21 protein-coding genes are annotated in these 23,209 nt (G+C 58.9%); 12 read left to right on the forward strand and 9 right to left on the reverse strand.

The annotated features are described in order from the left end of the window. The first annotated feature begins 231 nt into the window (after positions 1-231). From rpmB to cysG, 11 genes are all read left to right on the forward strand, one after another. Positions 232-528 (forward strand): 50S ribosomal protein L28, encoded by a 297-nt coding sequence (rpmB, locus tag EO133_RS10005; protein ID WP_127072511.1) that lies wholly within the window; start codon positions 232-234, stop codon positions 526-528. A 200-nt stretch (positions 529-728) separates the two neighbouring features. Further along, complete coding sequence (locus EO133_RS10010; RefSeq protein WP_127072512.1) at positions 729-1,361, forward strand: queuosine precursor transporter; 633 nt, start codon at positions 729-731, stop codon at positions 1,359-1,361. Positions 1,362-1,467: 106 nt separating this feature from the next. Further along, positions 1,468-2,061, forward strand: coding sequence for an ANTAR domain-containing response regulator (locus EO133_RS10015; protein ID WP_127072562.1), 594 nt, complete (start codon positions 1,468-1,470; stop codon positions 2,059-2,061). Beyond that, entirely contained in the window at positions 2,058-3,206 is a 1,149-nt protein-coding gene (locus tag EO133_RS10020) for a CmpA/NrtA family ABC transporter substrate-binding protein (RefSeq protein WP_127072513.1), read from the forward strand. The genes EO133_RS10015 and EO133_RS10020 overlap by 4 nt, the downstream gene beginning before the upstream one ends. Before the next feature lie 388 nt (positions 3,207-3,594). Continuing rightward, on the forward strand, positions 3,595-4,902 hold the full coding sequence (locus tag EO133_RS10025) for a CmpA/NrtA family ABC transporter substrate-binding protein (RefSeq protein ID WP_127072514.1): 1,308 nt from the start codon (positions 3,595-3,597) through the stop codon (positions 4,900-4,902). Positions 4,903-4,958: 56 nt separating this feature from the next. Then, positions 4,959-5,858, forward strand: a complete 900-nt coding sequence (gene ntrB, locus EO133_RS10030) for a nitrate ABC transporter permease (protein ID WP_127072515.1) — start codon at positions 4,959-4,961, stop codon at positions 5,856-5,858. Positions 5,859-5,871: 13 nt separating this feature from the next. Continuing rightward, a complete protein-coding gene (locus tag EO133_RS10035) occupies positions 5,872-6,663 on the forward strand; it encodes an ABC transporter ATP-binding protein (protein ID WP_127072516.1) in 792 nt (263 codons plus the stop codon). After that, entirely contained in the window at positions 6,663-9,113 is a 2,451-nt protein-coding gene (nirB, locus tag EO133_RS10040) for a nitrite reductase large subunit NirB (RefSeq protein ID WP_127072517.1), read from the forward strand. The genes EO133_RS10035 and nirB overlap by 1 nt, the downstream gene beginning before the upstream one ends. 5 nt (positions 9,114-9,118) lie before the next feature. Beyond that, positions 9,119-9,454 (forward strand): nitrite reductase small subunit NirD, encoded by a 336-nt coding sequence (gene nirD / locus EO133_RS10045; RefSeq protein WP_127072518.1) that lies wholly within the window; start codon positions 9,119-9,121, stop codon positions 9,452-9,454. Positions 9,455-9,464: 10 nt separating this feature from the next. Continuing rightward, positions 9,465-12,095: a nitrate reductase gene (locus EO133_RS10050; RefSeq protein WP_127072519.1), complete on the forward strand. Its 2,631-nt coding sequence runs from the start codon at positions 9,465-9,467 to the stop codon at positions 12,093-12,095. Next, a complete protein-coding gene (gene cysG / locus EO133_RS10055; protein ID WP_164734968.1) occupies positions 12,067-13,491 on the forward strand; it encodes a siroheme synthase CysG in 1,425 nt (474 codons plus the stop codon). The genes EO133_RS10050 and cysG overlap by 29 nt, the downstream gene beginning before the upstream one ends. 2 nt (positions 13,492-13,493) lie before the next feature. Here cysG and EO133_RS10060 read toward each other — a convergent pair whose 3' ends face one another. The 6 genes from EO133_RS10060 to EO133_RS10085 all read right to left on the reverse strand — a co-directional run bounded on the left by EO133_RS10060 (position 13,494) and on the right by EO133_RS10085 (position 19,618). Then, complete coding sequence (locus tag EO133_RS10060; RefSeq protein WP_127072520.1) at positions 13,494-14,537, reverse strand: M42 family metallopeptidase; 1,044 nt, start codon at positions 14,535-14,537, stop codon at positions 13,494-13,496. Positions 14,538-14,555: 18 nt separating this feature from the next. Continuing rightward, a complete protein-coding gene (locus EO133_RS10065; RefSeq protein WP_127072521.1) occupies positions 14,556-14,936 on the reverse strand; it encodes a YybH family protein in 381 nt (126 codons plus the stop codon). A 13-nt stretch (positions 14,937-14,949) separates the two neighbouring features. Further along, positions 14,950-15,978 (reverse strand): esterase-like activity of phytase family protein, encoded by a 1,029-nt coding sequence (locus EO133_RS10070; protein WP_127072522.1) that lies wholly within the window; start codon positions 15,976-15,978, stop codon positions 14,950-14,952. Then, the gene (gene cobT, locus EO133_RS10075) at positions 15,938-17,821 is read right to left on the reverse strand and encodes a cobaltochelatase subunit CobT (protein ID WP_127072523.1); all 1,884 of its coding nucleotides are present in this window, start codon (positions 17,819-17,821) and stop codon (positions 15,938-15,940) included. Before cobT ends, EO133_RS10070 begins: the two co-directional genes overlap by 41 nt. Before the next feature lie 58 nt (positions 17,822-17,879). Next, positions 17,880-18,857, reverse strand: coding sequence for a cobaltochelatase subunit CobS (cobS, locus tag EO133_RS10080; protein WP_127072524.1), 978 nt, complete (start codon positions 18,855-18,857; stop codon positions 17,880-17,882). A 116-nt stretch (positions 18,858-18,973) separates the two neighbouring features. Continuing rightward, on the reverse strand, positions 18,974-19,618 hold the full coding sequence (locus EO133_RS10085) for a J domain-containing protein (protein ID WP_127072525.1): 645 nt from the start codon (positions 19,616-19,618) through the stop codon (positions 18,974-18,976). Positions 19,619-19,797: 179 nt separating this feature from the next. On the opposite strand from EO133_RS10085, the gene EO133_RS10090 reads away from it, so the two are divergent. Next, positions 19,798-20,061 carry a BolA family protein gene (locus tag EO133_RS10090; protein ID WP_127072526.1) on the forward strand — a complete coding sequence of 88 codons (264 nt, stop codon included), beginning with the start codon at positions 19,798-19,800 and terminating at the stop codon, positions 20,059-20,061. A gap of 10 nt (positions 20,062-20,071) precedes the next feature. Here the strand turns inward: EO133_RS10090 and EO133_RS10095 are convergent, their stop codons facing one another. The 3 genes from EO133_RS10095 to EO133_RS10105 are packed head-to-tail and all read right to left on the reverse strand — an operon-like array spanning position 20,072 to position 23,056. Then, positions 20,072-21,355, reverse strand: coding sequence for an HlyC/CorC family transporter (locus tag EO133_RS10095; protein ID WP_371870909.1), 1,284 nt, complete (start codon positions 21,353-21,355; stop codon positions 20,072-20,074). Then, a complete protein-coding gene (aroB, locus tag EO133_RS10100; RefSeq protein ID WP_127072527.1) occupies positions 21,352-22,473 on the reverse strand; it encodes a 3-dehydroquinate synthase in 1,122 nt (373 codons plus the stop codon). Before aroB ends, EO133_RS10095 begins: the two co-directional genes overlap by 4 nt. Then, entirely contained in the window at positions 22,463-23,056 is a 594-nt protein-coding gene (locus EO133_RS10105; protein WP_127072528.1) for a shikimate kinase, read from the reverse strand. Before EO133_RS10105 ends, aroB begins: the two co-directional genes overlap by 11 nt. Positions 23,057-23,209: the final 153 nt, after the last annotated feature.

Genomic DNA, 23,209 nt, shown 5'->3' on the forward strand with positions numbered 1-23,209 from the left:
CTTTGCTGGTCTGGTAAAACGGGGGCGAACCGGATCGAGCGAATCAGGGTATCCACCAAGTTGCCCTGTGCGAGTCCGCCTGTCCAGCGCAACAAGATCACAAATGAGCCCGTGATGCTTGACGGATGGCCTCTGTTTCTCTATGGAAGCGCGACACTTTCCCAACGACCCGGCCAGGTTGACTGGGGGCTTGCCCCGGTCCCGGCCTATGATTGACAGGACTTTAAGACAATGGCACGGCGCTGTGAACTGACCGGCAAAGGCGTTATGACCGGCAATAATGTGAGCCACGCGCTCAACCGGACCCGCCGCCGCTTTCTGCCCAATCTGTGCGATGTGACGCTGATTTCCGAAGCGTTGGACCGTCAGGTCAAACTGCGGATTTCCGCTGCTGCACTGCGCACCGTTGAGCATCGCGGTGGTCTGGATGCGTTCTTGCTCAAGGCAAAGGACGAAGAACTTTCGCCTCGCGCACTGGGCATCAAGAAGGAAGTCCGTCAGGCCGTAGTAGCGGCTGCAGCTTCCTGATCGGTGGAGCGCGCCTTGCGCGCCGCATGAAATTTTCAAACGCCGCGTCGTGCCGTATTGCTCGATGCGGCGTTTGGCGTTTTAAGTGAGCGTGTTGCTTTTGCGCTCAGGTTGCTGGGGCGCCGGTCCATTGCCGGTCGTGCTTCAGTAAAAAATCAACCGGCGGTCATTTTGCCGCTTTTGGATAAAGGAAGACGCATATGGTTGCGCGCTTTTCATTTGCCGTTCTGGCAATGGCCGTTGTCGTTACGGCCTCCAACTTTCTCGTTCAGTTTCCCCTAGAGGCGCAGATCGGTGCCATCGATCTTGCGGAAATTCTGACCTGGGGCGCCTTTACCTATCCGATTGCGTTTTTGGTCAATGACCTCACCAATCGCCATTTCGGGCCGAAGGCGGCGCGCATTGTCGTGCTCGTGGGTTTTGCCATTGCGGTGGTGATGAGTATTTTCCTTGCCAGCCCGCGCATCGCAATCGCGTCAGGCGCCGCGTTTCTCACCGCGCAATTGCTCGATGTTTCGATCTTTGATCGTTTGCGCCATGCGCGGTGGTGGAAGGGCCCGTTGCTGTCGTCCACCATCGGTTCGGTCGTCGATACGATCCTGTTTTTCGGCATTGCCTTTGCTGCGAGCTTTGCCTTTCTCGATACGGGGTTGGGCCGGGAAGATGGCTCGCTCGGTTTTGCCGTGCCGTTCCTTTCGGTTGGCGGCGATGTGCCGCTGTGGGTTTCGCTGGCGGCTGGCGATTTCATCGTCAAGATGCTTGTTGCAGTGGTGCTGTTGGCGCCCTACAAGCTGCTGCGCGCGATCATTCCAGATCGCACCGCCTTGGCCTGATCGGAAAATTGCCATGGCGCAGGCAGATCAAGGACGCATTTGTCTGCGCTTAAAATAGACAAAATGACATATTGCCTAATTATCGTGCATGGGCAATATGAAGGGCATGTCAGCGGTTCTGTCCATTCTGGTCATCGATGAAAATCATATCCGCGCCTCGATCATCGAGGCGGGGTTGCGCGAGGCTGGCCATCAGCGGGTGTCGGTGGTTCATGATGTAAAGGCCGTGGCGCAGAGGATCGGGGAGATTGCGCCCGACGTCATTATCATCGATCTGGAAAATCCCAATCGCGACACGCTCGAGCATTTCTTTTCCCTTTCCAAGGCCGTTCAGCGTCCCATTGCCATGTTTGTCGATCGTTCCGACGGCACCATGATCGACAAGGCCGTTCAGGCCGGGGTGTCCGCCTATGTGGTTGACGGCATGAAAAAAGAGCGCATCAAGCCGATCATGGATATGGCGATCGCGCGCTTTAATGCGTTCGCCCGGCTTGAACGCGAGCTTGAGCAGGCCAAGGGCGAGCTCGAAGATCGTAAAATCATCGAAAAGGCCAAGGGAATCCTTATGAAAACAAGGGGCCTGAGCGAGCCTGAAGCCTATCAATTGCTGCGCACCAGCGCGATGAACAGAAATCAGCGCCTGATCGACATTGCTCAAAGTCTGATCACTGCTTCCGAATTGCTGGGGCCGAACCAATGACCGCAACTCATCTTACAGCGGGGTTCATGCCCCTTCTCGATGCCGTGCTGCTCGTGGTGGCGCATGAGAAGGGCTTTGCCCATAATGAGGGGCTGGCCCTGCATCTGGTGAAGGAAAACTCCTGGGCCAATATTCGCGATCGCGCGGCGCTTGGGCATTTCGATGTAGCGCAGATGCTGGCTCCGATGCCCATTGCCGCAAGCCTGGGTCTGACCCCGCTTTCGGTGCCAATGATTGCTCCTTTTGTCCTCGGGCTTGGAAACAACGGGATCACCGTGAGCGCCGACCTCTGGCGCCAGATGCGCGACCAGGGTGCTCCCGACACAATAGATCCTGCGTCGCACGGCGAAGCGTTCCGCAAGGTCGTTGAGGCTTCGCCGCGCAAATTGCGCTTTGGCGTTGTCCATCAAACCTCCAGTCACAATTATGAATTGCGCTACTGGATGGCCGCAAGTGGTGTGCGGCCCGATAGGGATGTGGAGATCGTGGTTCTGCCGCCGCAATATCTGCCCGGTGCGCTGGGGGCGGGCGGTGTTGACGGTTATTGTGTGGGGGAGCCTTGGAACTCGGTCGGTGTTGCAGGCAAGTCAGGGCGCCTTTTGACCGTCAAGGACAAAATCTGGAGCATGTCGCCTGACAAGGTGGTGGGGATGCGTGCCGATTGGGCGGAAGAAAACCCGGACACGGTGTCGGCCCTGATCCGGGCACTCTATCGTGCAGGGCTGTGGGCGAGCGAGCAGGCCCATTTCGATGAAATGGCCGCAATCATGGCGCAGCCCCACTATCTCAATGCGCCCAGAGAGATCGTTATTCGGGCATTGACCGGGCGTTTTGTCCTCGGTCACGGCGCGGAGGCCGAGATCGACAGCCATTTCGTGCCATCCGCCCACAACGCCAATTTCCCATGGAAGAGTCAGGCGCTCTGGTATTACAGCCAGATGGTGCGCTGGGGCGAGGCGCCGCAATCTCCGACCAATGCCGATATTGCCGCTGCGTGCTTCCGTGCCGATCTCTATCGCGCTGCCCTCACTTCGCTTGGTGTTAACCTGCCAGAGGCCGACTACAAGAGCGATGACGGCTTTTTCGATGACGTGCCATTCGATCCCCAAAAGCTCGAAGCCTATATCTCCTCTCAGGCCGATTGATCGCCTGCTTAAATGCGCAGCGCAGACTTCTGTTGCACAATAAATGCGCAGACTGATGCCCGTTTGAGTCGCAATGTTTGAAATTGGCCGGAAGCAGTTCGCACAGCGCAGGACTTCCATTCCTCTGAAATTGCTCATGAATCTGGAGAATTGAGAAACTGGCACGGATTCTGCAAGGCTTTGCGCGAATGAGCTCCTCCCAAGACGGCTCATAACAGAACCGGCGTCCAATGACGGGCGCTCCCAAAATGGCAAGGCTGCCAACTGGTATCCACGGAACCGATCGGACGGATCGGCGAGTTGGACTGGTTGGTGGCCTTTTGTCGTTTTGGGGCGGCGATGCCGGTTTTGTCCTCACTGTGGTGCAAACACTGGAGACGACCCGAAGATGACCGATATGACCGAAACGACTGCAAGCCCATCGCGCCGGACTTTTCTCAAATCGGTCAGCGCGACCGCTGCAACCCTTATGGCGGCAAAGGCTCTGTTGCCTTCGGGCGCCTTTGCTCAAGGGGCAGGGCCGGAGGTGACAGGCTGCACGCTGGGCTATATCGCGCTGACCGATTCCGCGCCGCTGATCATCGCGCTGGAAAAGGGCATGTATGAGAAATATGGCCTGACTGACATGCGGATCGAAAAGCAGGCATCGTGGGGGGCCACGCGCGACAATATGGCTTTGGGCGCAGCGTCGGGTGGCATCGATGGCGGGCACATTCTGCGCCCAAAGGCCCATCTTTATGCCTCGGGCTCGGTGATGCAGAACAATCAGCCCTTGCCCATGTACACGCTATTGAGCCTCAATGAGGATTGTCAGGGCCTCTCGGTTGCGCAGGAATATGCAGATATCGGTGTCGGCCTCGACTCATCGCCGCTAAAGGAAGCGTTTGCCGCCAAGCGGGCTGCGGGCGCAGAGCCAACGGCGGCCATGACCTTTCCTGGCGGCACTCATGATCTGTGGCTGCGCTATTGGCTTGCCGCGGGCGGATTGGTGCCGAACGAAGACGTATCCGTTATCGTTGTGCCGCCGCCCCAGATGGTTGCCAATATGCGCATTGGCAACATGGACGCCTTTTGTGTTGGCGAGCCCTGGAATGAACAGCTCGTCAATCAGGGCATTGGGTTCACCGCCGCGACCACGGGCGAAGTCTGGTTCAAACATCCCGAAAAGATTCTCGGCATGCGTGCGCAATGGGTTGACGAAAACCCCAATGCTGCCAAGGCCCTTCTCATGGCTGTCATGGAAGCGCAGCAATGGTGCGAAGCCATGGAAAACAAAGAGGAAATGGCTCAAATCATCGGTCGGCGCCAATGGTATAACGTGCCGGTTGAGGACATTATCGGACGCATTCGCGGCGACATCAACTATGGCAACGGCCGCATCGAGACCGGCACCGACCTGGCCATGAAATTCTGGGGGGAGAACGGGGAAACCTCCTACCCCTGGAAGAGCCTCGATACCTGGTTCATGACCGAGAATATCCGCTGGGGATATTTCCCCTCCGATACCGACGTAAAGGCCTTGGTCGATCAGACCAACAGATCCGACCTGTGGCTCGACGCTGCCAGGGAGCTGGGGATCGATACCTCCGGCTTTGGTGACAGTCGTGGTGTTGAAACGTTCTTTGACGGCAAGGTTTTCGATCCGGCCGACCCGCAAGCCTATCTCGACAGTCTCGACATCAAATCCATGGCGTAACGGGCCGTAGCCCGACGTGAATTTAAAGTTCAACGCGAGAAAAAGAGGTGACCTTCATGTCCCTTCCCGCACAAAAAGACGAGCCAGTATCGCGCTTTCCTGCACCCAGTCAGCCTGAGAAGGCCAAGGTGATTTCGCTCAAGCAAGCGTTGCCGAACAATTTCGATTTCAAGGCCTTGGGCATGACATTGCTGGCCAATACTGTTCCGCCGCTTGTGGTCGTGTTGGTGTTGTTGGCGGTCTGGCAGGTGGCTTTCTCTCATCCCGGGTCGTCGCTGCCGCCGCCTTCTGAGGTTTGGGCGCAAAGCTGGGACCTGATTATTGATCCCTTCTTTGTCTATGGCACGCAGGACATTGGGCTGGGCCTGCGCGTTCTGGTTTCGCTGGAGCGGGTCGCTTATGGGTTCGGGCTCGCCGCTATTTGCGGCGTATTGGTCGGTGCCATTATTGGACAGTCGGTCTGGATGATGCGCGGGCTCGATCCCTTGTTTCAGGTGTTGCGCACCGTGCCGCCCTTGGCCTGGTTGCCTATTTCGCTGGCCGCGTTCATGGATTCCCGGCCCTCGGCGATCTTTGTGATCTTCATCACGGCCATCTGGCCAGTTCTCATCAATACGGCCGTCGGCATTCGCAACATTCCGCAAGACTATCGCAATGTTGCGCAGGTGCTGCGGCTCAATCAGGTCGAGTTCTTCTTCAAGATCATGATTCCTGCTGCGGCGCCCTACATCTTTTCCGGCCTTCGGATCGGGGTGGGGCTGTCCTGGCTCGCAATCGTTGCTGCCGAAATGCTGACCGGGGGCGTGGGCATCGGCTTTTTCATCTGGGATGCGTGGAACTCGTCACGTCTCACCGACATCATCGTGGCGCTGGTCTATATCGGGCTTGTCGGTTTTGTGCTCGACAAGCTGGTGAGCTTCATTGGCGCCATCGTCACCCGCGGCACGACGGCATAAGGGGAGAAAACCAATGGCCAGTTATCTCAAGCTTGACCACATCGGCAAGACTTTCACCCGCGGCGCTCAGAAGTCCGAAGTGCTCCGTGACATCAACCTTTCCATCGACAAGGGCGAATATGTTTCGATCATCGGCCATTCAGGCTGCGGAAAATCGACCCTCCTGAACCTGATCGCGGGCCTTACGGAAGTTTCATCGGGCGGGGTGCTGCTTGAAAACAAGGAGGTTTCAGCACCCGGCCCCGACCGTGCGGTGGTCTTTCAAAACCACTCGCTGCTCCCTTGGCTGACCGTTTATGACAACGTCAAGCTGGCTGTAAACAAGGTCTTTGCAAACAGATCCGGGGCTGAGCGCCACGACTGGATCATGGAAAATCTCAGTCTTGTGCAAATGGCTCATGCCAAGGACAAGCGGCCGGGCGAAATTTCGGGCGGGATGAAACAGCGTGTCGGGATTGCCCGCGCGCTGGCCATGGAGCCGAAAATCCTGCTGCTCGATGAGCCCTTCGGTGCGCTCGATGCACTTACCCGCGCGCATTTGCAGGACCAGATGATGGAAATCCACGCAAGGCTTGGAAACACGATGATCATGATTACCCATGACGTGGATGAGGCAGTCCTGCTTTCCGACCGGATCGTCATGATGACAAACGGCCCGGCTGCAACCATAGGGGAGGTGCTTGAAGTTCCGCTCGAGAGGCCCCGCAAGCGCGTCGACCTTGCATCGGACCGGATGTATCTTAAGTGTCGCGAGGCGGTTCTGAAGTTCCTCTATGAGCGTCACAGGTTCGTGGAGGCCGCATAATGGGAGAAAAACTTGTTGTCATTGGTGCGGGCATGGCCTCTGGCCGCATGCTTGAGTACTTGTTTGAGGCCGATCCTGACCGCTACGAGGTTACGCTTTTCGGGGCGGAGCCACGGGGCAATTACAACCGGATCATGCTTTCACCGGTTCTAGCCGGAGAGAAGTCTTACGAAGACATCGTCACCCACGACGCGGCGTGGTATGCCGAGCATGGTGTTGATTGCCAGTTCGGAAAGACGATTACCCGGATCGATCGCGCCGCCAGAACGGTTTATGCCGATGGCGTTGAAACCACCTTTGACAAGCTGGTAGTCGCCACGGGATCGGCACCGTTCATCATTCCGATTGCAGGCAAGGATCTGCCGGGCGTCATGGCGTTCCGCGATCTCGACGACGTTAACCGCATGGTGGCCGCAGCGGAAAGGCCCAATGCGCGCGCTGTCGTCATCGGCGGTGGGCTATTGGGGCTTGAAGCGGCGGCGGCGCTCAGAAATCGTGGCATGGAGGTGGTTGTTCTCCACCTCATGGGCCATCTGATGGAGCGTCAGCTCGATCCCGCCGCAGGCTATCTGTTGCAACGGGAGCTCGAAGGGCGCGGTATCAAAATCCATTGCAAGGCGCAGACCAAGGCCATTCTGGGCGAGGATCGGGTCGAAGCGGTGCTTTTGGAGGACGGCACGGTTTACGACGCCGATATTGTCGTGATGGCCGTCGGGATCAGGCCTGAAACCCGCATTGCGACCGATGCGGGCCTGCAAGTGGAACGCGGTATCGTCGTTGACGATCAGATGCGAACATCGGACCCCGATATTCTCGCGCTGGGCGAATGTGTCGAGCACCAGGGCGTCGTATATGGCCTTGTTGCCCCGCTCTATGACATGGCCAAGGTCGCCGCCAAGACGCTGACAGGCACCGAGGCGGCATTCAAGCCGGTGCAGACCGCAACCCAGCTCAAGGTTACAGGCGTCAATCTTTATTCGGCAGGCGATTTCGCCGAAGCCGACGACCGGGAAGAGATCGTTCTGCGCGATGCTTCGGTCGGGGTCTATAAGCGTGTGGTCCTCAAGCAGGACAAGATCATTGGCGCCGTGCTTTACGGGGAAACGGGAGACGGTGCCTGGTATTTCGATCTCTTGAAGCGCGGTGAAAACGTCACCGAGATGCGCGATACCTTGATTTTCGGCCAAGCCTATCAGGGGGGTGCCCAACTGGACCCTATGGCGGCCGTTGCAGCCTTGCCGGATGATGCGGAAATCTGTGGCTGTAACGGCGTATGCAAATCCACGATCACCGGCGCGATCGCGGAAAAAGGGCTGACCTCGCTGGACGATGTGCGTTCCCATACAAAGGCTTCGGCCTCATGCGGCACCTGCACGGGGCTGGTGGAGCAATTGCTCGCGGCGACGCTGGGCGATGCCTATAACCCGGCGGCAGTCCAGCCGATGTGCCCCTGTACCGATCTTGGCCATGACGATGTGCGCCGTCTGATCGTCGCCAAGGGTCTTAAATCCATGCCCGCGGTCATGCAGGAGCTGGAATGGAAAACCTCGTGCGGTTGCGCCAAGTGCCGTCCGGCGCTCAACTATTATCTCTTGTCCACCTGGCCGGGCGAATATGAGGACGATAACCAGTCCCGCTTCATCAATGAGCGTGTGCACGCCAATATCCAGAAAGACGGCACCTATTCTGTTGTCCCGCGCATGTGGGGCGGGTTGACCAATTCGCGCGAGTTGCGCGCGATTGCCGATGTGGCCGACAAATTTGCCATTCCAACCGTCAAGGTAACAGGCGGCCAGCGCATCGATCTTTTGGGTGTGAAAAAGGAAGACCTTCCCGCCGTCTGGGCCGACCTCAATGCTGCCGGTATGGTCTCGGGCGCCGCCTATGCCAAGGGCCTGCGCACGGTCAAGACGTGCGTGGGGTCCGATTGGTGTCGTTTTGGGACCCAGGATTCGACCGGTCTCGGCGTCAGGATCGAAAAATTCATGTGGGGAAGCTGGACGCCAGCCAAGGTCAAGATGGCGGTTTCGGGCTGCCCCCGCAATTGCGCCGAAGCCACCTGTAAGGATGTCGGCGTCATCTGCGTGGATTCAGGCTACGAAATCCACTTCGCCGGTGCAGCCGGCCTCGACATCAAGGGCACCGAAGTCCTCTGCCACGCCAAGACCGAGGATGAGGCCATGGAGATCATCGTTGCGCTCACCCAGCTTTATCGGGAGCAGGGGCGCTATCTCGAGCGCATCTACAAATGGGCCAAGCGGGTGGGGTCGGACTCCATCAAGGCCAATGTTGTCGATGATCTTGCAAAGCGCCGTCATTATTTCGAGCGCTTCGTCTATTCCCAGAAGTTTGCGCAGGTCGATCCGTGGCAAGAGCGGGTCAACGGCAAGGATGCTCATGAATTTGCGGCGCTTGCCGAGTTTGGTATGCCCCAACAGGCGGCGGAGTGAGGGCCATGACCGACTGGATCGCAATCGGATCGATCAACGATATTCCCCGCCGCGGCGCGCGCTGTGTGAAATCGCCCATAGGCACCATCGCCGTCTTTCGCACGGTCGACGATAAGGTCTATGCGATAGAAGATCGCTGCCCGCATCGCGGCGGTCCCTTGAGCCAGGGCATCGTGCATGGGGCGCAGGTCACATGTCCGCTGCACAATTGGGTATTCTCGCTGGAAACGGGCGAGGCCCAGGGCGCGGATGAAGGCCAGGTGCGCACCTTTGCCCTGAGGCTTGAAGGTGAGGTTATCTATATCGATGCCGACCTCGCCATGGCCATTGCTGCGGAATAGGGAGCGGAGTTTGCCAACCGAGGTCAAAACCACCTGTCCCTATTGCGGCGTCGGTTGCGGTGTGCTTGCAACACCAAAGCCGGATGGTTCGGCTACGATTTCCGGCGACCCTGACCATCCGGCCAATTTCGGGCGGCTGTGCTCGAAAGGCTCGGCACTGGGCGAAACCCTGTCGCTCGAAGAACGCCAGCTTTACCCGATGATTTCGGGCAAGAGGGTGAGTTGGGATGCCGCGCTCGACGAGGTTGCCGGCCGGCTCGGAGTCGTCATTGAGCAAAATGGCCCCGATGCCGTGGCGCTTTATGGTTCAGGACAATTGCTGACCGAAGACTATTACGTTGCCAATAAACTCATGAAGGGGTTCATTGGCACGGCCAATATCGATACCAATTCGCGCCTATGCATGGCGTCCTCGGTCGCAGGGCATAAACGGGGTTTTGGGTCGGACACGGTGCCGGGTGCTTACGAGGATCTCGAGCTTGCCGATATGATCGTGCTGGTTGGCTCGAACCTCGCCTGGTGCCATCCCGTGCTTTATCAGCGCATTCTGGCGGCAAAAGAAAAGCGCCCGGACATGCGCATTGTCGTTATCGATCCGCGCGCGACAAATGCCGCCCAGACTGCCGACCTGCATCTGCCCATTGCCGCTGATGGCGATGTGGCTCTTTTCTCTGGCCTCTATGCGCATCTGGCCAATGCAGGCGCTTTCGACATGCGCTTTGTCGCGGAACATACCAGGGGCATGGAGGTTGCCCGCGACGCAGCAGAGGATTGGACCATTGGCCGGGTTGCAGAGGCTACCGGGCTTGCGCGTTCCGACGTTGCGCTGTTTTTCGATCTCTTCACCCAGACCGAAAAGGTCGTGACCATCTATTCGCAAGGGGTCAACCAGTCGACTTCGGGGGTCGATAAGGTCAACGCCATCCTCAATTGCCATCTGGCGACGGGGCGGATCGGGCGGGAAGGCATGGGGCCGTTTTCGATCACCGGTCAGCCCAATGCCATGGGCGGGCGCGAAGTGGGTGGACTTGCAAATATGCTTGCCGCGCATATGGATTTCGACAAGGCCGATACGGTTTCCAGATTCTGGAACGCGCCCAATATTGCGGTAAAGCCCGGCCTCAAGGCGGTCGAACTGTTCGGTGCCATTGCTGCGCGCCGGATCAAGGCCGTCTGGATCATGGCCACCAATCCGGTCGTCTCGCTGCCCGATGCCGATGCTGCCCGGCGGGCGCTCAAAAACTGCGGGACGGTAATCGTTTCGGATATGTTTGCCACAACCGATACCGCGCGCTGTGCCGATATTTTTCTCCCCGCGGCAGGTTGGGGCGAGAAATCGGGAACTGTGACCAATTCAGAGCGCAGGATTTCCCGGCAGCGCTCGTTTCTCCCCTTGCCGGGTGAGGCGCGGCCCGACTGGTGGATCATCTGTCAGGTGGCAAAGCGGATGGGCTTTTCGGGCTTTGACTACGCTTCGCCTGCCGAAATTTTTGCCGAGCATTGCGAATTGTCCGGGTTTGAAAACAACGGCAGCCGCGATTTCGACATTTCGGCGCTGGTAGATCGCGATTACGAGGCCCTTGAGCCGGTGCAATGGCCGGTTTTGCGCAGTGGCGCGGGCCAAAAGCGGCTTTTCGGCAAGGGCGGATTTTTCTCAGTCGACGGCAAGGCGCGGATTGTTGCGCTGAACCCCCCGCCGCCAAGGACGCTGCCGCCGGGGCAATTGCTGCTCAATACAGGCCGGGTGCGCGATCATTGGCATACAATGACCCGCACGGGCAAAACACCGCGTCTTTCCGCCCATTATGCCGAGCCTTTTGTCGAGATCCATCCTGATGATGCCGAGCGGCTTTCGATCCGGCGCACCCAGCTCGTCCGGCTTGAAAACGCCTTCGGTAGTGCGATCGTGCGGGCGTTGGTTACGGATCGCCAGCAAAAGGGCAGCGCCTTCGTTCCCATGCATTGGACCGGCGAAACAGCGCCCACTGGCCGGGTCAATGCACTGATCCCGCCCTATACCGACCCGATTTCGGGGCAACCGGCGCTCAAGATGGGCTGCGCTACGCTGTCCCCGGTCGATGTGGCGCTATACGGCTTTGCGGTTTCCAGGGTTAAACCGAAATTGCATATGGCTGACTATTGGGCGCTGGCTCCGGCGGAACATGGCTGGCGGATGGAGCTGGGTTTCTGGCAGCGCCCCGAGGACCTGTCGAGGCTTGCGCATACCATATTCGGGGTCAGCGAAGATGCCGCGCTGACGACCAGCATCGATGCCAGGGTTGGCCGGTTCAATATTGCCCTGTTTGATAGCGGTCGGTTGGTTTTTGCGCTTTTTCTCGCACCAGAGCCGGTTCTGGTTTCGCGTCAATGGGCGGTCGAACAATTGGGGGTCGATCATGGAGCGGCGGCGACGCGCGCCAATATGCTCTCCGGGCGGCCCGGCGCGGATATGCCCGACCCTGGACCGCTCGTTTGCTCATGTTTCGGCGTTGGAGCCAACCAGATCGCCGATGCGGTGGTTGGCGGCTGTCACGATGTTGCGGCGGTGGGCGAGGCGCTCAACGCGGGAACCAATTGCGGCTCATGCCGCACCGAAATCAGGAGGCTTATCGATGCACATCGTCTCGCGGCAGCCGAGTGAGGCAGCGCGTCCCCGCATGGGCGCATTGGATGTCTTGCCGGTATTTTTCGATCTTAAAGGCAAAAGGGTTCTGGTTGCAGGCGGGGAGGAGCCAGCGGCCTGGAAGGCCGAGCTTCTGGCTGCCGCCGGGGCGCAGGTTCTTGTTTTTGCGCTGGAAACTTGCGCGGAAATGGCGGCACTTTCGGCGCGCGGGAATGTCGAAATCGTTGCAAAGCACTGGCGCGACGCGGATTGGGAGGGGCTGGCATTGGCGGTGGGCGATTGCGCCGAGGAGGAGGCAGCACAGTTTGTTGCTTTGGCGCGCGCCCACGCCGTGCCGGTCAATGTGATCGACAAGCCCGCATTCTGTCAGTTCCAGTTCGGTTCCATCGTCAACCGCTCGCCGCTTGTTGTCGGCATTTCGACAAATGGCGCTGCGCCCATATTGGGGCAGGCAGTACGCCGCCGGATCGAAACGCTACTGCCCGATACGCTCTCGACCTGGGCAAAGATGGCGCAGAAACTGCGCGCCAAGGTGCTTGATCGGCTGGCGCCCGGCGTTCAGCGCCGCACTTTCTGGGAGCGGTTTTCAGACCTGAGCTTTTCCGGTGCTGCACCGGCGCTCGATGAAGAGCAATTGATTGCCCAATCGCTTGCGACACAAGCGGGCCGTGTAACGCTTGTGGGCGCGGGGCCGGGCGATGCTGAATACCTTACGCTCAAGGCCGTGCGGGCCTTGCAGTCGGCAGATGTGATCCTGTTCGACGATCTGGTTTCCGCCGAAGTGCTCGAATTGGCGCGGCGTGAGGCCAAGCGCATTTTGGTCGGCAAAAGAGGCAAACGGGAAAGCTGCCGTCAGGAAGATATCAACGCCATGATGGTGACGCTCGCCAAGCAGGGCAAGCATGTCGTGCGGCTCAAGTCGGGCGATCCGATGATCTTTGGCCGGGCCGGGGAAGAGATTTCGCGGCTGGAAAGCGAGAATATTCCAGTTTCGGTCGTGCCGGGCATCTCGACCGCCTTTGCGCTTGCGGCCAGCCTTGGCCTTTCGCTCACCCATCGCGATTGCGCGCAATCGGTCCGGTTTGTCACAGGTCACGCTCGCAACGGGGAATTGCCGGGCAACCTCGATTGGCAAGCACTGGCCGACCCGTCAACCACGCATGTCTATTATATGGCGCGACGCACATTGCCCGCCATCGTCAGCAATCTTGAAGGCCAAGGGCTCGGTTTGGACACGCCAGTGGTGCTGGCAACCGATGTCGCGCGCGCCGAGCAGAAAGTCTGGCAAGGTACGCTCGGCGAATTGGTTGCGGCGTCGGAAGCGTTCGATATCAACGCGCCCACGATTGTGGCGATTGGCGAAGCGCTTGCGCAGCGCAAGGCGGCACAGGCCGACCTCGCGCTGGCGGTATAGCTTTACTTCTCCCCGAGATAGGCCACGAGAATATCGCAGGCGGCCTGCAGGTCGGTCTTGTCGACCATCTCGGTCACCGTATGGATATAGCGGGTACCAACGACGATGCCGACGGCACGGGCGCCGGCCGCGGCCTGCTGGGCGGCAGCACCATCCTGCCCGCCGCGCGCCAGAATGGTGCGCTGGCAGGGAATCTTCTTTTTTTCGGCCAAGGCTTCGATTTCCTCGACCAGATCGAGATCGGCGATAAACGAGGAATCCTTGACGTGCAAGCCGAACCCCTTGCCATGCACCGTCACGCTTTCGGCTTCGGGCACGCCCGGTGTATCGCAGGCCAGCGTGGTATCGATGCCCAGTCCGATATCGGGCTTGATGGCATAGGCAGCCGTGCGCGCGCCTCTCAGCCCCACTTCTTCCTGTGCGGTAAAGGCGACGTGGATTTCGCAATCGTGCTTGACGCCCGATTTATCGAGCGCCCGGATCGCCTCAATGCCGAGCCAGCAGGCAATGCGGTTGTCGAGCGCCTTTGAAACGATCTTTTCGCCCATATCGAGCAGAGGCTCGTCCATGACGACAAAATCGCCGACCTTGACCTTTTTGCGGGTTTCCTCGCCCAGCCCGATATCGATGAGGAAATCCTTGGGCTCGGGGATTTTCTTGCGCTCTTCGGCGCTGGAAATGTGGATGGGCTTTCCGCCGGGGTTCATCACCCCCTTGTAGTCGCCATCCTTGGTGCAAACCAGAACGCGGCGGGAGAACAGGTTCCGCGCATCGAACCCGCCCACAGGGTCCACATGGATGAAGCCCTTTTCGGTCACATGGGTAACGAGAAAGGCGATCTCGTCCATATGACACAAGAGCATGATTTTGAGCGGGTTTTTCTTGCCCGAGCGTGAATTGCGCTTTGCCAGGAGCGAGCCCATGGCATCGACGGAAACCTCGTCAAACAGTCCCTCGATCTCCTTGGCGATCAACTCGCGGACGCGGTGCTCGCGGCCGGGGGCGCCTGGGGTTTCACATAAGGCGCGCAGCAAATCGATATTCATGGGACAGTCCTGACCTAATTACTCAATGCGGGGATCGGGTGAAAGATGCTCATGGACAATCAGCCATGAGCCGTCGCGATTCTCAAGTACCGTCGTCCCGCGCCCCGAACCTGAAGCAGGCTTGCCATCGACGGTCGCTTTCCAGTTGAACTGGTAGGTACATGCGGCTGCCCTGTCTCCTTTGGCTTGCCAGTGCAGGTTCGTCAGCCAATAGGTTTCATCAACAAGCGTGAGCCAAGTCTCCTCAAATGCCTGCCTGATGGCGGCAAGGCCGATATGAGAGCCATTGGTGAACCAGAAGACGGCATCTGGCGCGATAACCTTGGCCACGGCGTCGAATGATTGCACCGCAATCTCTTTTTCATAACTGGCCATTGCTTCTTCGGGTGTTGTGAACATCTGGTCCCCCTTTTTACGGCAGGGCAAATTCAAGCAGCAAGTTTCGCTGGAAACTATTGAAATTATCGTCCGAGACAAGGGTGATCCGCACTTCGCCGTTGAAAAGCGTGCGAACGTCCATAGCTTCCATGTTGTCGACGTCGCGCCCTGAAGCTGAAAGAATGACCTCTCCGTCCATCACAGCGCCAGGCCGAACATGATCTGCCGGGACGCGTCTGATCTGGGTGGAAAAGCTCAGCATGAACAGGCCGCGTTCGAGCACCAGCAGGTCGCCATTGAGCAAAAAGGCGCACGCTGTGGGATTAAAGGCGCCCGAGCGCGCCAGATGTAGGTCGCCCCGGTCGCGCACGCCCAGAAGTGTTGCAGCCCAGGTGCCGGGTTGGCGCGAATGGGCTTCGGTGATGATCAGCGTCGACCCGGCGACTGGTGAGGCCGGTGGCGCTATGCAAACCGATTCAATCGACTCGTTTGTGCGCAACTGACTGAGCCATTCTGGAATGGTGACGGGACGCGCCGCTCCGCCGGGGCGCCCATCGGTCAGATCGAAATCGGCAACCCGTGTCAGGTTTTCAAATCCCACACGCACGGCAACGGGTTGTCCATTTCTGAAAATTGCCGTTATGGCCTCGGCATCGGCGCTAAAGCGGTTGGGCAGGATATTGCCGGAAGAGTTGCGGATAGGCTCAAGTTCAACGTCGATCAGGTTGCGCGGTTGGCCATCGGCAAGTTCGAGCCTGCCGGAAATGAACCAGCCTTCATCGCTGACCATGACGAAGCGGTCGGTATCGAGAAAGGTCAGGCCCGATATGCCGCCGAACTGGCGATGATTGGCGCCCATTTGCAGCCCGCCGCGCCAGATCAGCCCGTCGACGCGCTCGCCCGGATTGGCGCCCTTGAAGCGTGTGATGGTCTGACTTGAAACCGATATGGGTTCGGCGGCGTTGCCAAATGCTGGAGCGAGCAATGCAAGACAAACCAAAGCCGCTCGCGCCAGCCCCATGTCAGCGGCGGGCCCGTGCCACTTGCGGGGGCTCTTCGTCAAAAAGCGCCGCGAGATTGTCTGTCATGGCGCCGGCCAGTTCGTCGGCATCAAGGATGGTCACTGCACGCCGATAATAGCGCGTGACGTCATGGCCGATGCCGATGGCAACAAGCTGAACGGGCGAGCGGGTTTCGATATCGTCAATGACCGAGCGCAAATGTGCTTCAAGGTAATTGCCGGAATTGACGCTCTGGGTCGAGTCATCGACCGGCGCGCCATCGGAAATCACCATCAGGATCTGCCGGTTTTCAGGCCGCCCCAAAAGCCGTTTATGCGCCCATTGCAAGGCTTCCCCGTCGATGTTTTCCTTCAAGAGCCCCTCGCGCATCATCAGGCCAAGATTGCGCTTGGCGTGGCGCCAGGGTTCATCGGCACTTTTATAAATGATGTGACGGACGTCGTTGACGCGTCCGGGATTGGGCGGGCGTCCTGCATCGAGCCAGGCTTCGCGGGATTTTCCACCCTTCCAGGCGCGGGTGGTAAAGCCCAGGATTTCGACCTTCACGCCACAGCGTTCAAGCGTGCGCGCTAGAATATCCCCGCAGATCGCGGCAATGGTGATCGGGCGTCCACGCATCGAACCGGAATTGTCGATCAAAAGCGTGACCACCGTATCGCGGAAGTCGGTATCGCGTTCGGCCTTGAACGAAAGCGCTTGCAGGGGATCGGTTACAACGCGCGTGAGCCGTGCCGTATCGAGAACGCCTTCTTCGAGATCGAAGTCCCAGCCGCGATTTTGCTGCGCCATCAGGCGCCGCTGCAGTTTGTTGGCCAGCCGCGCGACCGCTCCGGCCAGATGCTCGAGCTGTTTGTCGAGCAGGGTCCGCAACTGGTCGAGTTCTTCGGTCGGGCAGAGTTCGGGCGCGGTTACGATTTCGTCGAACTTGTTGGTGAACACCTTGTAGGTGGGTTGGTTGGAAAGGCGTTGCTCGCCGTCGCCTTGGGGTGGCGGGGCGGGAGAATCCTCACCCACCTCGGCTGCGGCATCCTCCTCGCTATCGGCCATGTCGGCCTCAAGCCCTTCAACGTCGCCGGTTTCCTCGTGCTCGCCCGGCGCCTCGTCGGTGCCTTCCATTTCGGCGCCCTCGGATTCGCCTTGCTCCTGATCCTCGTCGCCATTCATGGCCTGATTGTTCTGGGCGTCGGAATCCCCGGATTCGTTGTCGTCCTGATCGAATTGATCGGGGTCGATTTCCGAGAGCAGCTCCAGATCGCGCAGAATATGGCGTGTTGCGCGCGAAAACGCGGTCTGGTCATCGAGCAGTTTTGCCAGTTCCTCCAGCGAGGCGCCGGTGCGGCTTTCCACCCGTTCGCGCCAGAGATTGACGATCTCGCGGCCTGATGGCGGTATTTCTATGCCAGCGGTTTTTTCGCGCAGCATCAGCCCCAGCGCTTCGGCCAGAGGCGCGTCGGCAAGTTCGGTGACATTGGCGTAATTGGCCCGGAAAAGCCGGTCTTCGAGCATTTGGGCGATGTTGTTACCCATCCCGCCCATACGCGTGCAGCCCAGGGCCTCGACGCGTGCCTGTTCGAGCGCATCGAAAACCGCACGCGCATCGGGATCCTTGGGCGCCAGTTTGCGATGAGTATCGGCGTCATGGCTTGCCATGCGCATGGCCATGGCATCGCCCTGGCCGCGCGCAATGGCGATGTCCCGGCTGGTGGGCAGCCGCGGCAGGGCGGCCAGCCTTGCCTTGTCCGATGTCAGGATCGGTCGGTCAGCGGTAAAGGAGACTTCGAGTTCTGATTGGCCGGCAATGGTGCGCACCGTCGCGCCCACCGCAGCTTTGAAAAGCAGTGTGGGATCAGGCTTGTTGGCTTTCGGGCGCGGTGGTTGGGCCATTGTCTTTTCGTCTTTTGCAAAGCCGGAGAGAGGAACGTCTCATCCGGCTCTTTGTGGCTTAGGCCGAAATCGCCAGATTGGCGGCGGATTCGGGCAAGTCCTCGCCAAAGACGCGCTGATAGAATTCGGCCACTACGGGGCGTTCGAGTTCGTCGCATTTGTTGAGGAAGGTCAGCCGGAATGCAAAGCCGATATCGCCGAAAATCTCGGCATTTTCCGCCCAGGTGATCACGGCGCGCGGGCTCATAACGGTCGAAAGATCACCGTTGATGAAGGCCGAGCGGGTGAGATCGGCAACGCGAACCATGTTGGAAACCTTCTTTTCCCCTTCCGGGTTCTGATAGGTTTTTGCCTTGGCCAGAACGATGCCGGTTTCCTTGTCATGGGGCAGGTAATTGAGCGTTACGACAATCGACCAGCGGTCCATCTGACCCTGGTTGATCTGCTGGGTGCCATGATAAAGCCCCGAGGTATCGCCGAGCCCGATCGTGTTGGTCGTTGCAAAAAGGCGGAAAGCGGGGTGCGGGCGGATCACGCGGTTCTGGTCGAGCAGCGTCAGGCGACCCGAAACTTCGAGAACGCGCTGGATTACAAACATTACGTCGGGACGGCCGGCGTCATATTCGTCAAATACCAGCGCCACGTTGTTCTGCACGGCCCAAGGCAGGATGCCGTCACGGAATTCGGTGATCTGCTTGCCATCCTTCAAAACGATCGCGTCCTTGCCCACAAGGTCGATACGCGAGACGTGACTGTCGAGATTGACCCGGACCAGCGGCCAGTTCAGCCGCGCGGCAACCTGTTCGATATGGGTCGATTTTCCCGTTCCGTGAAAGCCCTGCACCATGACGCGGCGGTTGAACGCGAAACCGGCAAGAATGGCCAGCGTGGTGTTGCGGTCGAACAGATAGTCAGGGTCGAGTTCGGGAACATGGGGATCGGACTTTGCATAGCCCTTGACCACCATATCGCTATCGATGCCGAACAGATCGCGGACCTTGTATTCGGTATCGGGCAGATTGGAGAAATCAGTCATCTAAAGTGCCTTTTGGTTTAAGGCGCGTCTTACGAAATCGCGTCGGCAGGAAATGAAGTCCTAATATCAGCAAAGGCTGACATAGACCGATCAGCCACCCGCCTGCAAGGGGTGTGTCAGACAAGGCCCTTGGCTTTGAGGTGGTTATAGGCCGAAATGATCGCCCGCAACCGGTCTTCCGAACCCTTGTCGCCGCCATTGGCATCGGGGTGATGGAGCTTGACCAGAGCCTTGTAGGCAGACTTGATCTCATCGCGGGATTTTCGGCCTTCAAGCCCCAGGGTTTCGAGCGCGGCGCGATCCTGTCCCGTCAGCTTTATCTGGCGTTCGGCCTTGGAAGCGCCCGGTGCGGCGCGTTCGCGGCTGCGCAGGCGCGCAAACAGGTGATTGGGGTCGTGAAAGCGCTTTTCGGTATAATCGCGCGGCTTGTGCTGGCGCGGGGGTGGCGTGGATTTGCCTTCCCGATTGACGCCATAGGCCCAGGTTTCCCGGCTGCCCGGCGCATTCATTTTCAGGGCGTGATCGGCAATGTCGTCATCGCTCATGCCGGAAAAATAGTTATAAGCCTTGTTGTAATGGCGCACATGCTCAAGGCAGAAATTGTGGAATTGTCCTTCCGAGCGCGCGCCCTTGGGGGCCTTATAAAGACCGGGATTGTCGCACCCTTCCCAGTCGCAGCCCGGATGGCTCACCGCCGGCTCGTCGGCCGCGCGGCGGGGCTTGACGCGGATGGAATCAAATATTTTCGACGTGGTCTTCATACGTAATTTAACTCGATCAACAATGTGTCTGTTCGTCTTCCGAACGGTTCAGCCCGGTTCGCAGACGGTCGCGGCGAAAATGGGGCCTTGTGCAATTAGGGGCCGCTAATCATATACGAGTTCACCGCGATTTACCTCGGCCATTATGGTCAAAACCAAAAAAAGAGGTCGTTGACACGATGAGCGTTGCCCAAACCATACATGCCATTCTGCGCGAGCGATTTGCTCCGACCGAACTCGAAGTGATCGACGAATCGGAGCGTCATCATGGCCATGCGGGATGGCGTGAAGGGGGCAATACGCATTTCCGCGTCAAGATTGCCAGTCTGCAATTGGACGCACTCAGCCGCGTGGAACAACACCGGGCGATCAATGCGGCGCTCAAGACCCAGTTCGACGAGGGTTTGCACGCTCTGGCCATCGAGGTAAAAAAGGCCGGTTAGACGGGGCTTCTCACCCCAATTTCGTCTTCTGCTCGATGGGGGTAATCCGCAATTGGGTGATCCGGTTATGGGTTTTACGCAAAACCTTTATCCGCAGGCCGTGAAACGTGAACTGCTGGCCCGGTTCGGGGATCAGCTTGGCTTCGTGGATCACGAGCCCGGCAATGGTTGTCGCTTCCTCGTCCGGCAGGTTCCAGTCGAGCGTACGGTTGATGTCGCGGATTGGTAGTGCGCCATCAACAATATAGGAACCATCGGCCTGCTTGGTAAGCCCTTCGATCACCGCATCGTGCTCGTCGGCAATTTCGCCCACGATCTCTTCGAGAATGTCCTCAAGCGTAATCAGACCCTGCACTTCGCCATATTCATCGATCACCAGCGCAAAATGCAGTTTGCGCTTCAAAAAGGCATTGAGTTGGGCTTGAACCGATGTCGTATCGGGCACAAACCAGGGCTTGAGTGCGATCTTTGAGAGATTGACCTTTTCGGGATCGCCACCGACCTTGTGAAGCGCGCGGAGCAAGTCCTTGGCGTGAACGACGCCCACGATATTGTCCTGCTTGCCGCGGTAGAGTGGGACGCGCGTAAAGGGGCTTTCAAGAATTGCCGAGATCAGTTCGCTTGTCGGCAGGTCCGCATCGAGCGAGAGCATGCGCGTGCGGTGGACCATGACATCGGAAACTTCAAGCTCGCGCAGGTCCAGTATCCCACCCAGCATGTCTCGGTCGTCCTTGACCACCTCCCCTTCTGAATGAAGGAAATCCACTGTTCCGCGCAATTCCTCATGGCCGGACACCGCGCTGGCCTTGTCGGCATCGAGCCCGAAGGCCTTCAGGATCGAATTGACCAGAAGCTGGACGGCGCCGGTTATGGGCGCAAACAGGAAAACGATCACCCGGATCACCGGGGCAACCACCATGGAAAAACTGTCCGGCCGCATAAGTGCCAGGGTCTTGGGCAGCACTTCGGAGAAGACCACCACTGCCGCTGTCATGGCAATGGTGGCATAGGCAATCCCGGCTTCGCCGAAAATCTGGATCAACACCGAAGCGGCAAGGGTCGAAGCGAGAATATTGACGACATTATTGCCCAAAAGGATGGCGCCGATCAGCCGTTCGCGCTCGGCGGTCAGGCGTTCGACAAGCCCCGCACGCTTGTTTCCCGATTTTGCCAATTGATGCATCCGTGCGCGGGATGCCGCAGTCAGCGCGGTTTCAGAGCCGGAAAAGAAAAAGCTTATGCCCAGCAAAAGCACGATGGCTCCTACGGACAACCAAAGCACCATTTCCATTATCGCATGTCCTCAAGGAAGGCCCGGATGGCATCGGGGGCGACGTCATTTTCAATGAAGGCCTGCCCGATTCCGCGCGTCAAAATGAAGGTCAGCTTGCCGCGGCTGACTTTCTTGTCCTGTGCAATCATATCCAAAAGCGCTTCGGTCGGCGCGAGATCTCCGGGAATATCTGCCAATGTAGTGGGCAGTCCGGCATTTTTCAAATGGGCTTCGACGCGCCCTACCTCCTGGGAGGGGCAAATGCCGATTCTGGCCGAGAACTTATAGGCCAGCACCATGCCGATCGAAACCCCTTCGCCATGCAGCAGGCGCTCGGAATAGCCAGTGGCCTTTTCCAGTGCATGGCCGAATGTATGGCCCAGATTGAGCAGGGCGCGATTGCCTCTTTCCTTTTCGTCACCGGCAACCACCCGTGCTTTTGCAGCACAGGCCTTTGCGATTGCCTGGGCGCGTGAGGCCCCGCCTGCGGCAATATCGCGATAATTGGCTTCAAGCCAGAAGAACAGCTCGGCGTCGTCGATCAATCCGTATTTTGCCAGTTCTGCATAGCCGGCATTGAACTGGCGGGCGGGCAGGGTGTCGAGCGCGGAGAGATCAGCCAGAACCAGTCTGGGCTGGTGGAAGGCGCCGACAAGGTTCTTGCCATGGACCGAATTGATGCCGGTCTTGCCGCCAACCGAGGAATCCACCTGCGCGAGAAGCGAGGTCGGTATCTGGACGAAATCCATGCCGCGCCGCGTGATGGATGCGGCAAAGCCCGCAAGGTCGCCGATCACCCCGCCGCCAAGAGCGAGAACGATATCGTTGCGCTCGAGCCGGGCCGCGATGATCCCATCGACAACCGTGTTGAGTGTCGCCCAGTTCTTGCTGGCTTCACCCGCGGCAACGACGATTACGTGGTAGGCAAGCCCTTGCGCACTGAGCGAGGCCTCGAGCCTGGGCAACTGGCTTTCGCTCACATTGGTGTCGGTCACGATGGCAAAACGCGCGCCGGGAAACATTTTCTTGAGCCGGGTTCCCGCCGAGCCGATTGCATCGGGGCCGATAACAATATCGTAGGTGCGCTCGCCCAATGGCACATGGACGATATGGGCGGGCGCGTCGGGATTATCGGTCATGTTCACCCTTCAGGTGGTCGGAGAGTTTGGCCATGAGGTCATCGACCACCATGTCATGGGGCACATCGCGGGAGACGACGGTAATATCGGCCAGCCCATAGGTGGGGTAACGTTTGGCGATCAGGTCTCTCAGCGTGCCCTTGGGGTCGGCTGTCTGCAGCAGCGGGCGGCTGGCCCGCTTGGACACGCGCGCAAAGAGCAGGTCGAAATCGGCCTTGATCCAGATGGAAACGGCAAGCTCGCGCGCCAGCACCCGCGTCTGCCCATTCATGAAGGCACCACCACCGGTCGCGATCACGCCGCGATGCTCGCGCAACAGCCGCGCGATCACGCGCGCTTCACCTGCGCGGAACTCGGTTTCGCCATGCACGGCAAAAATATCGGGGATCGACATGCCCGCAGCCAGCTCGATTTCGGCGTCAGAATCCACGAAATCCACACCGAGCCGGGCGGCAAGGCGGCGGCCTACGGTTGTCTTGCCCGCTCCCATCATGCCGATCAGCAAAAGTGGACGACCGTTCAACCGGGCAACGATTTCTTGATAGGTTAGCGGTTCAATAGCGTCGATCGCATTCTGTCCCATTGATTGCGCGCCCTTTTGTTCCGCCTCTTGGGAAAGCGTTCAACCGTTCCGGGGCCATAATGTCAAGCATTGGCATTGGGGCCATGTCTTGGCAAGCGGCGTAAATCTTGCCGTGGCCGGGCAAATCTGGAACAGTTGATGCAAGGCGCGGGC

Origin of the sequence: Pelagibacterium lentulum (genome assembly GCF_003992625.1) — a bacterium.
In the GTDB taxonomy this organism is placed as follows: Bacteria; Pseudomonadota; Alphaproteobacteria; order Rhizobiales; family Devosiaceae; genus Pelagibacterium; species Pelagibacterium lentulum.

What these genes read in the sequence shown, in the direction of transcription:
- EO133_RS10035 (WP_127072516.1), top strand. Translation starts at nt 5,872, where the DNA reads ATGGCCAGTTATCTCAAGCTTGACCACATCGGCAAGACTTTCACCCGC.
- EO133_RS10090 (WP_127072526.1), top strand. Translation starts at nt 19,798, where the DNA reads ATGAGCGTTGCCCAAACCATACATGCCATTCTGCGCGAGCGATTTGCT.
- EO133_RS10025 (WP_127072514.1), top strand. Translation starts at nt 3,595, where the DNA reads ATGACCGATATGACCGAAACGACTGCAAGCCCATCGCGCCGGACTTTT.
- EO133_RS10015 (WP_127072562.1), top strand. Translation starts at nt 1,468, where the DNA reads ATGTCAGCGGTTCTGTCCATTCTGGTCATCGATGAAAATCATATCCGC.
- EO133_RS10085 (WP_127072525.1), bottom strand. Translation starts at nt 19,618, where the DNA reads ATGAAGACCACGTCGAAAATATTTGATTCCATCCGCGTCAAGCCCCGC.
- EO133_RS10065 (WP_127072521.1), bottom strand. Translation starts at nt 14,936, where the DNA reads ATGTTCACAACACCCGAAGAAGCAATGGCCAGTTATGAAAAAGAGATT.
- EO133_RS10020 (WP_127072513.1), top strand. Translation starts at nt 2,058, where the DNA reads ATGACCGCAACTCATCTTACAGCGGGGTTCATGCCCCTTCTCGATGCC.
- cysG (WP_164734968.1), top strand. Translation starts at nt 12,067, where the DNA reads ATGCACATCGTCTCGCGGCAGCCGAGTGAGGCAGCGCGTCCCCGCATG.
- rpmB (WP_127072511.1), top strand. Translation starts at nt 232, where the DNA reads ATGGCACGGCGCTGTGAACTGACCGGCAAAGGCGTTATGACCGGCAAT.
- EO133_RS10010 (WP_127072512.1), top strand. Translation starts at nt 729, where the DNA reads ATGGTTGCGCGCTTTTCATTTGCCGTTCTGGCAATGGCCGTTGTCGTT.
- EO133_RS10105 (WP_127072528.1), bottom strand. Translation starts at nt 23,056, where the DNA reads ATGGGACAGAATGCGATCGACGCTATTGAACCGCTAACCTATCAAGAA.
- cobT (WP_127072523.1), bottom strand. Translation starts at nt 17,821, where the DNA reads ATGGCCCAACCACCGCGCCCGAAAGCCAACAAGCCTGATCCCACACTG.
- nirB (WP_127072517.1), top strand. Translation starts at nt 6,663, where the DNA reads ATGGGAGAAAAACTTGTTGTCATTGGTGCGGGCATGGCCTCTGGCCGC.
- aroB (WP_127072527.1), bottom strand. Translation starts at nt 22,473, where the DNA reads ATGACCGATAATCCCGACGCGCCCGCCCATATCGTCCATGTGCCATTG.
- EO133_RS10060 (WP_127072520.1), bottom strand. Translation starts at nt 14,537, where the DNA reads ATGAATATCGATTTGCTGCGCGCCTTATGTGAAACCCCAGGCGCCCCC.
- nirD (WP_127072518.1), top strand. Translation starts at nt 9,119, where the DNA reads ATGACCGACTGGATCGCAATCGGATCGATCAACGATATTCCCCGCCGC.
- cobS (WP_127072524.1), bottom strand. Translation starts at nt 18,857, where the DNA reads ATGACTGATTTCTCCAATCTGCCCGATACCGAATACAAGGTCCGCGAT.
- ntrB (WP_127072515.1), top strand. Translation starts at nt 4,959, where the DNA reads ATGTCCCTTCCCGCACAAAAAGACGAGCCAGTATCGCGCTTTCCTGCA.